14 protein-coding genes are annotated in these 14,484 nt (G+C 65.9%); 8 read left to right on the top strand and 6 right to left on the bottom strand.

The annotated features are described in order from the left end of the window. The first annotated feature begins 20 nt into the window (after positions 1-20). Positions 21-623, top strand: coding sequence for a MarC family protein (locus GEM_RS14575; protein ID WP_014898158.1), 603 nt, complete (start codon positions 21-23; stop codon positions 621-623). Positions 624-704: 81 nt separating this feature from the next. Here GEM_RS14575 and GEM_RS14570 read toward each other — a convergent pair whose 3' ends face one another. Together GEM_RS14570 and ffh are read right to left on the bottom strand one after the other, a co-directional pair. Then, positions 705-1,256, bottom strand: a complete 552-nt coding sequence (locus tag GEM_RS14570) for a hypoxanthine-guanine phosphoribosyltransferase (protein ID WP_014898157.1) — start codon at positions 1,254-1,256, stop codon at positions 705-707. Between the two features lie 95 nt (positions 1,257-1,351). Continuing rightward, a complete protein-coding gene (gene ffh, locus GEM_RS14565) occupies positions 1,352-2,719 on the bottom strand; it encodes a signal recognition particle protein (RefSeq protein WP_014898156.1) in 1,368 nt (455 codons plus the stop codon). Positions 2,720-2,808: 89 nt separating this feature from the next. On the opposite strand from ffh, the gene GEM_RS14560 reads away from it, so the two are divergent. The 7 genes from GEM_RS14560 (at position 2,809) to GEM_RS14535 (ending at position 10,847) form a co-directional block, all read left to right on the top strand. Continuing rightward, positions 2,809-3,702, top strand: coding sequence for a cytochrome C assembly family protein (locus GEM_RS14560; RefSeq protein ID WP_014898155.1), 894 nt, complete (start codon positions 2,809-2,811; stop codon positions 3,700-3,702). Positions 3,703-3,715: 13 nt separating this feature from the next. Then, positions 3,716-4,033 carry a PP0621 family protein gene (locus tag GEM_RS14555; protein ID WP_014898154.1) on the top strand — a complete coding sequence of 106 codons (318 nt, stop codon included), beginning with the start codon at positions 3,716-3,718 and terminating at the stop codon, positions 4,031-4,033. Continuing rightward, positions 4,030-4,623 (top strand): 1,6-anhydro-N-acetylmuramyl-L-alanine amidase AmpD, encoded by a 594-nt coding sequence (gene ampD, locus GEM_RS14550; RefSeq protein WP_014898153.1) that lies wholly within the window; start codon positions 4,030-4,032, stop codon positions 4,621-4,623. The genes GEM_RS14555 and ampD overlap by 4 nt, the downstream gene beginning before the upstream one ends. Positions 4,624-5,085: 462 nt before the next feature. Beyond that, positions 5,086-8,079, top strand: a complete 2,994-nt coding sequence (locus GEM_RS14545) for a ribonucleoside-diphosphate reductase subunit alpha (protein WP_014898152.1) — start codon at positions 5,086-5,088, stop codon at positions 8,077-8,079. A 363-nt stretch (positions 8,080-8,442) separates the two neighbouring features. Further along, positions 8,443-9,654, top strand: a complete 1,212-nt coding sequence (locus GEM_RS14540; RefSeq protein ID WP_014898151.1) for a ribonucleotide-diphosphate reductase subunit beta — start codon at positions 8,443-8,445, stop codon at positions 9,652-9,654. 82 nt (positions 9,655-9,736) lie between these two features. Continuing rightward, positions 9,737-10,063: a hypothetical protein gene (locus GEM_RS30020; protein WP_080599407.1), complete on the top strand. Its 327-nt coding sequence runs from the start codon at positions 9,737-9,739 to the stop codon at positions 10,061-10,063. Positions 10,064-10,091: 28 nt separating this feature from the next. Further along, positions 10,092-10,847, top strand: a complete 756-nt coding sequence (locus tag GEM_RS14535; protein WP_014898150.1) for a histone H1-like repetitive region-containing protein — start codon at positions 10,092-10,094, stop codon at positions 10,845-10,847. 214 nt (positions 10,848-11,061) lie between these two features. On the opposite strand, the gene GEM_RS14530 is transcribed toward GEM_RS14535, so the two are convergent. From GEM_RS14530 to GEM_RS14515, 4 genes are all read right to left on the bottom strand, one after another. Continuing rightward, positions 11,062-11,535, bottom strand: a complete 474-nt coding sequence (locus GEM_RS14530) for a glycine zipper 2TM domain-containing protein (protein WP_014898149.1) — start codon at positions 11,533-11,535, stop codon at positions 11,062-11,064. A 19-nt stretch (positions 11,536-11,554) separates the two neighbouring features. Next, entirely contained in the window at positions 11,555-12,493 is a 939-nt protein-coding gene (locus GEM_RS14525; protein ID WP_014898148.1) for a carbohydrate kinase family protein, read from the bottom strand. 94 nt (positions 12,494-12,587) lie between these two features. Continuing rightward, on the bottom strand, positions 12,588-13,091 hold the full coding sequence (gene tpx / locus GEM_RS14520; RefSeq protein ID WP_014898147.1) for a thiol peroxidase: 504 nt from the start codon (positions 13,089-13,091) through the stop codon (positions 12,588-12,590). Between the two features lie 72 nt (positions 13,092-13,163). Continuing rightward, positions 13,164-14,462, bottom strand: a complete 1,299-nt coding sequence (locus tag GEM_RS14515; RefSeq protein WP_014898146.1) for a DUF3426 domain-containing protein — start codon at positions 14,460-14,462, stop codon at positions 13,164-13,166. Positions 14,463-14,484: the final 22 nt, after the last annotated feature.

Raw genomic sequence — 14,484 nt, 5'->3', positions numbered from 1 at the left:
CACTGCGACCGGGGGACACGGTGGAATACACCTTCCTGTCGGCCACCGTGCTCCTCGTGCTGATCACGGATCCGCTGGGCAACATCCCACTGTTCATTTCGGCGATGCGGGAGGTGCCGCGCGAGCGGCGCGTGAAGCTGATCCTGCGTGAAGTGGGGATCGCGTTCGTGATCCTGCTGTTCTTCATGGTGGTCGGCGACCGCTTCCTGCGGATGATGAACCTCACGGACCTGTCGCTGCGGCTCGGCGGCGGCATCGTGCTGTTCCTGATCGCGCTGCGGATGATCTTCCCGCATCCGGACGGCGCGCTCGGGAGCGATCCGCGCGCGGGCGGCGAACCGTTCATCGTGCCGCTCGCGATCCCGGCGCTTGCCGGGCCGTCGGCGCTCGCGACGGTGATGCTGCTGACGTCGCAGGCGCCGGGCAAGATGTTCGAGTGGGTTGGCGCGTTGACGGTCACGATGATCGTCTGCGCGATCACGCTGGTGCTGGCCGAACGGATCCAGCAGTGGCTCGGCGAGCGGACCGTCGCGGCGTTCGAGCGGCTGATGGGCCTCGTGCTCGTCGCGATCTCGGTCGAGATGCTGCTGGCCGGCATCCGGGCGTTCGTGCACCAGCTGTAGCACGGGCGGCGCGGGCCGACGAAAAAAGCGGCGCTCCGGGACACCGGAGCGCCGCTTTTTCTTTTATGGCGGGCAGGGCGATCAGACGTTCGTGGTCAGCGCACGGATCGTCGGCAGGTTGCGCCAGTAGCCCTTTGCGTCCATCCCGCAGCCGAACACGTAACGGTCCGGTACCGAGAAGCCGCAGAAGTCGGGGTGCAGCGGTTTCGCCTTCGCGAGCGTCTTCTCGCACAGCACGGCCGACATGAAGCGTTTCGCGCCCATGTCGAGGATGCGGTCGCGGATCGCGGCCATCGTCTCTCCTTCGTCGAGGATGTCGTCGAGCACGAGCACGATCCGGTCCTTCACCGATTCGCGCGGCGCGACGCGCCAGTGCATCTCCGGGCTGCCCTGCGTCGTGTTGCGGTAGCGGGTCAGGTGGATGTAGTCGAATTCCAGCGGGAAATCGAGATGCGGCAGCAGCATCCCGGTAAACACCGCGGCGCCACCCATCACCGAGAGAACGAGCGGGAACGCGTCGCCGATCTCGGCGCGGATCGCGTCGGCCATCCGGGCGATCGATGCGTTGACGGCATCTGCCGAGACGATCTCTTCGGAGTGGTCGAAAATGTGGAGGGCTTCTTCGCGGTTCATGTGTTCTGGCGGACAGTCGGTATACAAACAAGAATGAAGCAGAACGGCCGGCGCGCGCTACGGCAAAAACCCGCGCGCCCGGCCGACGGGCGGAATCAGCGCATGCCGGGCATCATGCCCTTCAGGCCGCGCATCATCTTCTGCATGTTGCCGCCCTTCAGCTTCTTCATCATCGTACGCATCTGATCGTACTGGTTCAGCATCCGGTTGACTTCCTGCACCGGCACGCCCGCGCCGGCTGCAATGCGGCGCTTGCGCGTCGCCTTGATGATCTCGGGTTTCGCGCGCTCGGCGGGCGTCATCGAGCTGATGATCCCTTCCATCCGGCGGATCGACTTCTCGGCCTGGCCCATGTCGGCGCCGGCCGCCGCCTGCTGGAACTGCGCGGGCAGCTTGTCCATCAGCGACGACAGGCCGCCCATGTTCTTCATCTGCGAGATCTGCGCGCGGAAATCGTTCAGGTCGAAGTCGCCGCCTTTCTTCACCTTGTCGGCGAGCTTCTGCGCGGCCTGCACGTCAACGCCGCGCTGCGCTTCCTCGACGAGCGCGAGGATGTCGCCCATGCCGAGGATCCGGTTCGCCATCCGGTCCGGGTGGAACACCTCGAGGCCGTCGAGCTTCTCCGCGACGCCGACGAACTTGATCGGCTTGCCCGTGATGTGACGCACCGACAGCGCGGCACCGCCGCGCGAATCGCCGTCGAGCTTGGTCAGCACGACGCCGGTGAGCGGCAGCGTGTCGTTGAACGCCTTCGCGGTGTTGACCGCATCCTGGCCGAGCATCGCGTCGACGACGAACAGCGTTTCGGCCGGCTTCAGCGTGCCGTGCAGCGCGGCGATTTCCTGCATCATCGCCTCGTCGATGCCGAGGCGGCCGGCCGTGTCGACGATCAGCACGTCATGGTAGTGGCGCTTCGCCCAGTCGACCGCGGCGAGCGCGATATCGACGGGCTTCTGGTCCGGCGTCGACGGGAAGAAGTCGGCGCCGACCTGTTCGCTCACCGTTTTCAACTGCATGATGGCGGCCGGGCGATACACGTCGCACGACACCGTCAGCACCTTCTTCTTGTACTTCTCGCGCAGCAGCTTCGCGAGCTTGCCGGCGGTCGTGGTCTTGCCGGCGCCCTGCAGGCCGGCCATCAGGATCACCGCGGGCGGCGTGACCGCGAGGTTCAGCTCGGCAGCCTTGCCTTCGTAGTCACCGCCGATCACGGCGGTCAGTTCCTTCTGGACCACGCCGACGAGCGCCTGACCCGGCGACAGGCTGCTGATCACTTCCTCGCCGAGCGCCTTTTCCTTGACCTTGGCGATGAATTCGCGGACGACGGGCAGCGAGACGTCGGCCTCCAGCAGCGCGAGACGCACCTCGCGGAGCATCTCCTGGGTGTTCGCCTCGGTAAGCCGGGCCTCGCCGCGCAGCGTCTTGACGACGCGCGCCATCCGTTGAGTGAGATTGTCGAGCATGGGGAGCGATGGACAGTGGGGCCCGAAGGCGCGACGGAACTGAACAAAGGGAGCCGTCGCGGGAAGGGGGCCTAGTGTAAACTTCGAACATGGATATTGTACTGTATGCCCTCACTGCATTCCTGTACGGCGGCCTCGCCGTCGCAGGCTGGCGCACGCACCGTCAGGGCGCGGCGCCGCTCGTCGCGAGCGTGCCGGCCGTGCCGGTTCCGGCGTCCGCCGCGTCGGGGATGAGCGGGGCCGGCCGCGCGCTGCTGTTCGCGGCGCTCGTGGCGCACGGCGTGCTGCTCCACATGACGATCTTCCCGCACGACGCGATGATCTTCGGCTTCGCGTTCGCGCTGTCCGCGATGTTCTGGCTCGGCGCCGGCATCTACTGGATCGAGAGCTTCTTCTTCCCGCTCGACAGCCTGCGCCTGCTGGTGCTGCCGCTCGCGTGCGGCGCGTCGCTGCTGCCGCTCGGGTTCGGCGGCGTGCGGGTGCTGCCATATGCCGCAGCCCCGCTGTTCAAGATGCACTTCCTGATCGCGAACATCGCGTACGGCCTCTTTGCGATCGCCGCGCTGCACGCGGTCCTGATGCTGATGGTCGAGCGGCGCCTGCAGTCGCTGCGGAGCGGCGGGCGCGACGGCTCGACCGGCTGGATCGCGAGCTGGCTCGAAACGCTGCCGCCGCTCCTCACGCTCGAGAAGCTGCTGTTCCGCCTGATCGGCGCCGGCTTCGTGCTGCTCACGCTGACGCTCGCGTCGGGGATCCTGTTCAGCGAACAGGTCGAGGCGCGCGCGCTGCGGCTCGACCACAAGACCGTGTTCGCGGTGCTGTCGTGGCTGATGTTCGGCGGCCTGCTGGTCGCCCACAAGACGTCGGGCTGGCGCGGGCGCGGCGCGGCGCGCTGGGTGCTTGTGTCGTTCGTCGCGCTGCTGCTCGCGTATGTCGGCAGCCGGTTTGTTTTAGAGGTGCTGCTGCACCGCTCCGTGGTTTGAACGCAGGTTTCCGATGCGACAGATTCTTCTCCTGATTCTCCTTTTCTTCGTGGGTTCGTGGGCCGCGCGCAAGCTGCGCCAGGCCCAGGAGCACGCGCAGGCGCGCACCGGCCGCGGCGCCGGCCACGACGGTGCGCCCGGTCACGGCGGCGCCGGCGCGGCACACCCGAACGGCGACGCGCGGTCGCTGCCCGAACCGATGGTGCGCTGCGCCGAATGCGGCGTGCATGCGCCGAAGGGCGACGCGATCGCTGCCGGCGGCGAGTACTTCTGCAGCGTCGAGCATGCGCAGCGTCACGGCGCACGCGCGAGCGGCCACGACGCACGATGAGCGGCGCACCCACGTTGCTGTCGGTCGACGTGAACGGCTGGGTGCGCGAAGCGCGCCATGCGCCGTCGCCGAATTTCGAGGCGCGGCCCGCGGCTGCGGTGCCGACGCTCGTCGTTGTCCACAACATCAGCCTGCCGCCCGGCGAGTTCGGCGGCGACGCGATCGAAGCGCTGTTCCTGAACCGTCTCGATTGTGATGCGCACCCCTATTACCAGAGCCACCTGCGCGGCGTGCGCGTGTCCGCGCACTTCCTGATCCGCCGCGACGGCGAGCTCGTGCAGTTCGTGTCGTGCGACGAGCGCGCATGGCATGCGGGTGCGTCCGAGTTCCGCGGCCGGCCGCGTTGCAACGACTTCTCGATCGGCATCGAGCTCGAAGGCGCGGACGACGTGCCGTTCGACGCCGCGCAGTACGCGACGCTCGGCAGGCTCACGCGCACGCTCGCCGCGCGCTACCCGATCGATGCCGTTGCCGGGCACTCGGACGTCGCGCCGGGCCGCAAGACCGACCCCGGGCCGCATTTCGATTGGCAACGCTTCGCGGGCGATGCCGGCTTTTCCGCCGAATACTTTCCTTTCCGTCAGCACTGAGCGCAGGGTTTTTGAGCCGGCGAAATTTTTTTTTCCGACCAATGCCTTGTCGCGTCTGCGCCTGCGCGGGGCGGGGGTGATGTCAATACCTCCAGCGCAAATTATCCGTTTTGACCTCGTCCGAATGTCCACTATACTTGGTGCCAGTTGAGCGGTTCTGCACTAGATATAGTGTGTGTCGCAGGGGAAGCCCGAGCGGCACCGGCCGGCGGGCAACGCCGGCGGACAGGGTTCTCAGGGCGGCGCGCCAGGCCGGGCGGTCCGGGCGTCGCGATCAAGCGCAGCGAACTTCGACGGGGCAGGTACACATGACGAAGCACACGACCGGATCGGTTGTCGCGCATCGACCGAACCGGCTTCCCCGACGCATCGCTCGCCTCTTACCGCTCGCGCACCGCATTGCGCAGCGTTCGTTTTAATCCGCGGTTCTCTCCGCACCATCCAACACCAGGAGCTTTGCACATGCAAACCACCGACAACGCGACGTCCCCGTACGAGAGCGCCTCGAGCCGTCCGCTCGGCGGGACCGAACAGGGCGCGCAGGCGCTCGCGCCGCAGGCCACGTTCGCCGACTACAAGGTGATCCGCCGCAACGGCAGCGTAGTGTCGTTCGAGCCTTCGAAGATCGCGATCGCGGTGACCAAGGCTTTCCTGGCCGTCAACGGCGGGCAGGGCGCGGCATCGGCGCGCGTACGTGAACTCGTCGAGCAGCTGACGCACAACGTCGTGCGCGCGCTCGTGCGCAGCCGTCCGAACGGCGGTACGTTCCATATCGAAGACATCCAGGACCAGGTCGAACTCGCGCTGATGCGCGGCGGCGAGCACAACGTCGCACGTGCGTACGTGCTGTATCGCGAGAAGCGTCACCTCGAGCGCCAGCATGCGGGCGAGGAAGCAGCGGCAGCGGGCGGCGAGTCGAACACCGGCATCAACGTCGTCGACAACGGCATCACGCGTCCGCTCGACCTGAACGCACTGCGCGCGCTGATCGTGTCGGCATGCGACGGTCTCGGCGCTGCGGTTAACCCTGACCCGATCGTCGCGGAAACGGTGAAGAACCTGTACGACGGCGTGCCGATGAGCCAGGTCTACGACTCGGCGATCCTTGCTGCGCGCACGATGATCGAGAAGGACCCGGCGTACAGCCAGGTCACGTCCCGCATCCTGCTCCACACGATCCGTCGCGAGATCCTCGGCGAGGAAGTGGTCCAGTCGGAGATGTCGGCCCGCTACGCGGAATACTTCCCGCAGTTCCTGAAGCGCGGCGTCGACGCCGGCCTGCTCGACGACAAGCTGCTGCAGTTCGACCTGACGCGCCTCGGCGAAGCGCTCGACGCGAACCGCGACCTGCAGTTCGGCTATCTCGGCCTGCAGACGCTGTACGACCGCTACTTCCTGCATGTCGAAGGCAGCCGCATCGAAATGCCGCAGGCATTCTTCATGCGCGTCGCAATGGGCCTGTCGCTGAACGAGATCGACCGCGAGACGCGCGCGATCGAGTTCTACAACGTGCTGTCGAGCTTCGACTTCATGAGCTCGACGCCGACGCTGTTCAACTCGGGTACCCACCGCTCGCAGCTGTCGTCGTGCTACCTGACGACGGTCGCGGACGACCTCGACGGCATCTATGAAGCGCTGAAGGAAAACGCGCTGCTGTCGAAGTTCGCCGGCGGTCTCGGCAACGACTGGACGCGTGTGCGTGCACTCGGCTCGCATATCAAGGGCACGAACGGCAAGTCGCAAGGCGTGGTCCCGTTCCTGAAGGTCGTCAACGACACGGCCGTCGCGGTCAACCAGGGCGGCAAGCGCAAGGGCGCGGTGTGCGCGTACCTCGAATCCTGGCACCTCGACATCGAGGAGTTCCTCGAGCTGCGCAAGAACACCGGCGACGATCGCCGCCGCACCCACGACATGAACACGGCGAACTGGATTCCCGACCTGTTCATGAAGCGCGTGATGGAAGGTGCCGACTGGACGCTGTTCTCGCCGTCGACCTGCCCGGACCTGCACGACAAGTTCGGCGCGGAGTTCGAGGCGGCTTACACGGCTTACGAAGACAAGGTCGCGCGCGGCGAGATCAAGCTGTTCAAGAAGATTCCGGCGCAGCAGCTCTGGCGCAAGATGCTCGGCATGCTGTTCGAAACGGGCCACCCGTGGATCACGTTCAAGGATCCGTGCAACGTGCGCTCGCCGCAGCAGCACGTCGGCGTCGTCCACTCGTCGAACCTGTGCACGGAAATCACGCTGAACACGAGCGACACCGAAATCGCGGTGTGCAACCTCGGCTCGGTGAACCTCGTCGCCCACCTGGTGAAGCAGGCCGACGGCAGCTACGCGCTCGACCACGACAAGCTGCAGCGTACGATCCGCGTCGCGATGCGGATGCTCGACAACGTGATCGACATCAACTACTACGCGGTGCCGAAGGCGCGTAACTCGAACCTGAAGCACCGTCCGGTCGGCATGGGCATCATGGGCTTCCAGGACTGCCTGCACCTGCTGCGCACGCCGTACGCGTCGGAAGCGGCAGTCGAGTTCGCCGATCGCTCGATGGAAGCGGTCTGCTACTACGCGTACTACGCGTCGACCGAGCTGGCCGAAGAGCGCGGCCGCTACTCGAGCTACCGCGGTTCGCTGTGGGATCGCGGCATCCTCCCGCAGGACACGCTGAAGCTGCTGACGGAAGCGCGCGGCGGCTACGTCGAGGTCGACACGTCCGAGGCGCTCGACTGGACGTCGCTGCGTTCGCGGATCGCCGCACACGGCATGCGCAACTCGAACTGCGTCGCGATCGCGCCGACGGCGACGATCTCGAACATCATCGGCGTGTCGGCGTGCATCGAGCCGACCTTCCAGAACCTGTACGTGAAGTCGAACCTGTCGGGCGAATTCACGGTGGTGAACGAGTACCTGGTTCGCGACCTGAAGGAGCGCGGCCTGTGGGACGAAGTGATGGTCGCCGACCTGAAGTACTTCGACGGCATGCTGTCGCGCATCGACCGCATCCCGGCCGACCTGCGCGCGATTTACGCGACGGCGTTCGAGGTCGACCCGACGTGGCTGGTCGAAGCAGCATCGCGTCGCCAGAAGTGGATCGACCAGGCGCAGTCGCTGAACATCTACATGGGCGGCGCGTCGGGCAAGAAGCTCGACGAGGTCTACAAGCTCGCATGGCTGCGTGGTCTGAAGACGACCTACTACCTCCGCACGATGGCGGCGACGCACGTCGAGAAGTCGACGGTCGCACACGGCGCGCTGAACGCAGTGCCGACGAGCGGTGGCTCGAGCAGCGGCGGCGCACAAGGCGCGGCAGGCGGCTTCGGTGCAGCGGGCGGCGATGCATCGTCGGGCGCGGTCAATGCGGCAGCGGCGCTGGCGCCGGTCGAAGCAGACGGTCCGGTGTGCACGATGCGTCCGGGCGATCCTGGCTTCGACGAGTGCGAAGCCTGCCAGTAACGCGGCGCGCATGACCTGAAGAAGGTTCGGGCGGCGCGCACGACAACCGATCGAGGTTGAAGTGTGCGCCGCTCTCAACTAAAAAAATGATAAGGAATCTGTAACGCGGCACTCGCGTTGCAGGCAGTGACAAGCGATCGAAACTTCCCCGACGACGTCGCGTTTCGATCAGCGTTCGATGCGTCGAGCGCACCTCGCGATACATGTGCGACACGCGTCGCGCTCTGCATGAACGACGATGCGTTGCTCAAAGTGTTGTATCGAGGTCGCAACGCGAATCGAAAAAAGGATTTTTCGTGAGCGAACCCTTTTATCGCTCAGGAAAAGATGGTACAAACCGTTCTAAATTGATGGTGAGAATTTATGCTCAACTGGGATGACGAGAAGACTGCCGTAACCCCCGCGAGCGGAGCGCAGCAAAACGCGATGCGCACCTCCGCCGGGATGGCTGTCGGAATGCAGGCTGCAACGCCTGCCGCCCATCAGGTCCGTGACATTTTCGAAGGCGATCTTGCGGTGCCGCCGCAAGCATCGGCTGTTCCCGCCGGCGGTTCGGAAGCGCGGGTCAATGTCGCCGACAAGCGCATCATCAACGGCCAGACTGACGTGAATCAGCTGGTGCCGTTCAAGTACAAGTGGGCGTGGGAAAAGTATCTGGCCGGTTGCGCGAACCACTGGATGCCGCAGGAAATCAACATGTCCCGCGACATCGCACTGTGGAAGGACCCGAACGGTCTGACCGAGGACGAGCGCCGCATCGTGAAGCGCAACCTCGGCTTCTTCGTGACGGCCGATTCGCTCGCGGCGAACAACATCGTGCTCGGCACGTACCGCCACATCACGGCGCCCGAGTGCCGGCAGTTCCTGCTGCGCCAGGCGTTCGAGGAAGCGATCCACACGCACGCGTACCAATACATTGTCGAATCGCTCGGTCTCGATGAAGGCGAGATCTTCAACGCGTACCACGAGGTCACGTCGATCCGCGCGAAGGACGAATTCCTGATTCCGTTCATCCACACGCTGACGGATCCGGCCTTCAAGACCGGCACGCTCGAAGCGGATCAGAAGCTGCTGAAGTCGCTGATCGTGTTCGCCTGCATCATGGAAGGCCTGTTCTTCTATGTGGGCTTCACGCAGATCCTCGCGCTCGGCCGCCAGAACAAGATGACGGGTGCTGCAGAGCAATATCAGTACATCCTGCGCGACGAGTCGATGCACTGCAATTTCGGCATCGACCTGATCAACCAGATCAAGCTCGAGAATCCGCATCTCTGGACCGCGGAATTCCGCGCGGAGATTCGCGAGCTGTTCAAGCAGGCTGTCGAACTCGAATACCGCTACGCCGAGGACACGATGCCGCGCGGCGTGCTGGGCCTGAACGCGTCGATGTTCAAGAGCTATCTGCGCTTCATCAGCAACCGCCGTTGCCAGCAGATCGGCCTCGACCCGCTGTACCCGAACGAGGAAAACCCGTTCCCGTGGATGAGCGAGATGATCGACCTGAAGAAGGAACGCAACTTCTTCGAGACGCGTGTGATCGAGTATCAGACGGGCGGCGCGCTGTCCTGGGAATAACCCGCAGCAGCGAACCCGTCACATGATGGAGCAGCCGGCGGCCTCTCGGCCCCGGCCCAAGGTTTAGGAGCAAGAACGCCTGATGCAAAGTATGCCCGGTGCCTTAACGGCCCAACGACATGATCGGCACTTTGCGAACCCTTCAGTGGGATGGGCAAACTTCCCTCCGGAAAAAGCGGACGGCCGTGTGGCGGTCCGCTTGATCAAGCGATTAGGGGTGGCGGTGCGAGGTGCGCCGGCTACCGACTTGATTTGGCGCGCGAGGCCATGGGGTCACGCGCGCCATACCGTATTCATTAGCGTAAGCGCGTGGTATCCGCGTACGCCGATGAATAGCCCGCTTCGAAGCGCACGTCCTGAACAGCGTCCGCGGGAAGCGGGTTTTGACGAAGGGTGTAGTTTGAACTGACTCTCATCTGAACCTGAAGGAGAACAACATGGCTACTGCCAAGAAAAAACCGGCTGCTAAGAAGGTTGCTGCCAAGAAGACCGTTGCCAAGAAGGCTGCTGCTCCGGCGAAGAAGGCCGCTGCAGTGAAGAAGGTTGCTGCGAAGAAGGTCGCGGTGAAGAAGGTTGCCGCGAAGAAGGCAGCACCGGCGAAGAAGGCCGCGGTGAAGAAGGTTGCTGCGAAGAAGGCAGCACCGGCGAAGAAGGTCGCTGCGAAGAAGGTTGCAGCCAAGAAGGTCGCGGTGAAGAAGGTTGCTGCGAAGAAGGCAGCACCGGCGAAGAAGGCCGCTGCGAAGAAGGTTGCAGCCAAGAAGGTCGCAGTGAAGAAGGTTGCTGCGAAGAAGGCAGCACCGGCGAAGAAGGCTGCTGCCAAGAAGGCCGCGCCGGCGAAGAAGGCTGCTGCGAAGAAGGCTGCGCCCGCTGCGAAGAAGGCTGCGCCTGCTGCGAAGAAGGCTGCGCCCGCGAAGAAGGCTGCTGCGAAGAAGGCTGCGCCTGCCGCCAAGAAGGCTGCTGCTCCTGCGAAGCCGGCTGCTGCACCGGCGAAGCCGGCGGCTGCTCCGAAGGCTGCTGCTGCTCCGAAGAAGGCTGCTGCTCCCAAGAAGGCTGCTGCTCCGAAGAAGGCCGTCGTGAAGAAGGCCGCACCGGCAACCACCGCGTCGACCGCATCGGTTGCGCCGGCATCGGGCGTGAAGACCGCGCTCAACCCGGCAGCGGCATGGCCGTTCCCGACCGGCAGCCGTCCGTAATCGCGGCTGACCCGTACTACCCGGACACTCACGTGGTGTCCGCGGGTTGAGTAGCGCGACTCAATCGATCCCGCCATCTGGCTCAGGTGGCGGGATTTTTTTTGTCCGGATTCATCCAGGTGCCGGCCGGCGGCGAGCCCGGACGAAAAAAAACGCATGTGCAGCTTCGCACATGCGTTTGACCGCGGCTTGCGCCGCGTGCTGAGGATGCAGGTTAGTGCGTGACGCGCGTGACGCCGCCGCTCGACAGCAGTCGTACACGCTCGCCGGCGCGGAACATTTCGCCGCTTGCCGCCTGCGTGATCGAGCGCAGGTCGCCGTTGTCGAGGCGCACGGTGATTTCGACACCGTTCGCCGTGCTGAGGTTTTCGCCGACCGCATTGCCTGCGACCGCGCCGACGAGACCGCCCGCGATGGCCGTCAGGATCGATCCCTTGCCACCGCCGATCGCGCTGCCCGCGACCGCGCCGATCGCACCGCCGCCGAGCGTGCCGATCGCGCTGCCGCCGCCGTCGGACTGGATGCGCACTGCACGGACGCTTTCGACGGTGCCCATGCGCACCGTCTGTTCGCGCTGCGCCTGGCCGACGCTATAGACATCCGCCGAGCCCGGCGCGGTGAAGCAGCCGGCGAGCGTCAGCGTGGCCGTCAGCATGGCCGCGAGCGTGAGGGTTTTGTTGGTCAACATCTGTGCTCTCCCACAATATTCATTTGAGACTGTAACCGAAGGCAGCCTCGAAGCGCGCATCGATATCGGCGCGCGTCAGTGCGTAAGTCTGGGGCCCCTGATGGGCGATCTTGATCGAGCCCATCAGGCTCGCGAGGCGGCCCGTGGTTGCCCAGTCGAGGCCATTCTCGATGCCGTACAGCAGGCCGCCCCGGAAGGCGTCGCCGCAGCCGGTCGGATCGACGACACGTTCTGCCTGCACGACCGGAATCTGTTCTTCGCCGTTTTTGTGAAGAATGGTCGAACCGTGCTCGCCGCGCGTGATGATCAACGCCTGAACCCGGCTGGCGATTTCCTGTTCGGACCAGCCCGTCTTGTCGCTGACGAGTTTGCCCTCGTAATCGTTGACCGCGACGAAGGTCGCGAGTTCAATGATGCGGCGCAGCGTCGCACCGTCGAACAGCGGCAGACCCTGGCCGGGATCGAAGATGAACGGGATGCCGGCCTTCGCGAATTGCTCGGCGTGCTGGACCATCCCGTCGAAGCCGTCCGGCGCAACGATGCCGAGCTTCACGCCCGGCACTTCGTCCGCGCGGTTCAGGTGCGACTGCATCATCGCGCCGGGGTGGAATGCGGTGATCTGGTTGTTGTCGAGATCGGTCGTGATCATCGCCTGCGCGGTGTGCGATTCGGGCACCACGCATACACTGGCCTTCGACAGGCCGAGGCTGTCGAGACGCTCGAGATAGCGGTCGGCGTCGTTCGCGCCGACCGTCGCCATGATGCGCGCGTCGCCGCCGAGCATGTGCAGCGCGTAAGCGATGTTCCCCGCGCAACCGCCGAATTCGCGACGCATCGTCGGCACGAGGAAGCTCACGTTCAGAAGGTGAACCTGGTCGGGCAGGATGTGCTCGCGAAACCGGCCTTCGAAGGTCATGATGTTGTCGTAGGCGAGCGAGCCGCAAATCAGCGTAGTCAAGGCGTGCGTTCCTGTAGAGAGCAAAGGGAGGCGGCCGCCCGGCCGGCGCGCGGAGACCGTCGGGCCTCGCGCGGCAGGGCCGGGCGCCAGCGGGTTACTTCAGTGCGGCGAGCGCTGCGTCGTAGTTCGGCTCGTCCTTGATCTCGCCGACGAGTTCCGCGTGGATCACCTTGTCCTGCGCGTCGAGCACGACGACCGCGCGGGCCGTCAGGCCGTTCAGCGGGCCGCTCGTCACGTCGACACCGTACGCGTTCGCGAATGCGCGGGCGCCGCGGAACGTCGAAGCCGTCACGACGTTCGCGAGGCCTTCGGTCGTGCAGAAGCGCGTGGCGGCGAACGGCAGGTCGCCGGACACGACGACCACGACCGTGTTGTCGAGCGACGACGCGGCTTCGTTGAACTTGCGGGTCGACGTCGCGCAGGTCGGCGTGTCGAGGCTCGGGACGATGTTCAGCACCTTGCGCTTGCCGGCGAAGCTGGCGAGCGACAGATCGGCAAGGTCCTTGCCGACCAGCGTGAAGTCGGGGGCTTGCGAGCCGACGGCCGGGAACGTGCCGGCGAGATCGATCGGGTTGCCACCCAGCGTAACTTTGCTCATGTTCGTGCTCCGAAATAGCGCGCCGCTCGGGCGCGCGGGTTGAGACGGCGCGCATGCGCGCGCCGCGGTGCGTCACGGATAGAAGATCTGGACGCGGAAATTCGAGGCGGGCGTGCCGTTGGTCTCGAGACGCACGACCATCGTCTGCGTCGTGCCGGGCGGCAGCCCGGCGTCGATCGGCGTGCCCGGGCGCACGTAGTCGCGCGGCGCGAGCACGCGGCGCACGGTCACGTGATTCGTGTCGTCGAGCAGCGTCAGCTCGAGCGACGGGTAGGCAAGCGCGACGCGGTAACGGTTCGTCAGCGGCACCTTCAGTTCCAGTACGCGCGGGCCGTCGAGCTGGCGCAGATCGGTCGCGTCGAGCCGCAGGCCGTCGATCGCACGCGGCGGCGTGACCGTGCAGCCGAGCGGCGCGCATGCGTGCCGGAACCAGCCCTGCGTGACGGGCCAGTAGATCATCACGGTTTCGCGCTGCCACCACGCGAGTTGCGCGACGAGCAGCGCCGCGAGCGCGGCGGCGACGAGGCCGCCGAAAAAGCCGCCGAGCAACCCGCGCCGCTGCGGTTCGCGCGCCTCGCGCGTGACGGCGAAGTGCGGGCGGTCGTCATCGGTGAGTGCGGCAGGGAATGGTGCGGCGGGTTCGCTGGCGGCCGCGGCCGGTGCGGGGGCGCGTTCCTCGGTGTCGGGTTCGGATGCGGCTTGCGCCGGCGCGAATGCGAAGCGCGGTTCGCGTGGCGCGTGATCGTCATCAGGCACGGCGAAGCGCGCGTTGCCGACCGGTTCGGCGCCATCGACAGCGGCTTCTTCGCTCGCTGGCGTGTGCGCGACGAAGCGCGGTTCGCGCAGGTCGCGTTCGGCGGGCGGCGTGGCTGATGCGTCGGTTTCGTGCGGTGTCGCTTCCGGTTCGGCCGGTTGCGCGGCGGTAGCGTGCAGCTCGGCCGGGGCGGATGCGATCGGCGCGGGTGTGCCGGACAGGTGAACGACGCCAGCCTCCGTGGCCGGCAGCGCCAGCGGCACCAGCGGCTCGGTGCGCACGGTCTGCACGTTGTGCTGCAGGGACGGATCGACGCCGGCGTCGAGCCACGGCGCCCACATGTCCCACCCTTCGGGCTTGTAGTCGGCATCGGACGCCGGCGTGGCCGGCAGGTCGGCGGTGAAGAGCCGGGCCGGCGCGCCCTCGTGTTGCGGGGCGGCGGCCGTCTCGGTCAGCGTCGGCTCGGGCTGCTGCGCGAGTTCGGGAACGAGCGACTGCGACGCGTTGAAGACCTGCTGGCAGTGTCCGCAGCGCACGAGCCCGTCATGCAGCGAGAGCTGTTCCTGCTGCAGCCGGAAGACGGTTTCGCAATGAGGGCAGCGCGTCGCAAGAAGCATGTCGAGCCGGGCGGCCTGCTGG

Origin of the sequence: Burkholderia cepacia GG4 (assembly GCF_000292915.1) — a bacterium.
Taxonomy (GTDB): Bacteria; Pseudomonadota; Gammaproteobacteria; order Burkholderiales; family Burkholderiaceae; genus Burkholderia; species Burkholderia cepacia_D.
Note: the sequence above shows the minus strand (reverse complement) of the source record. Positions and strands in the feature narration are given on the sequence as shown.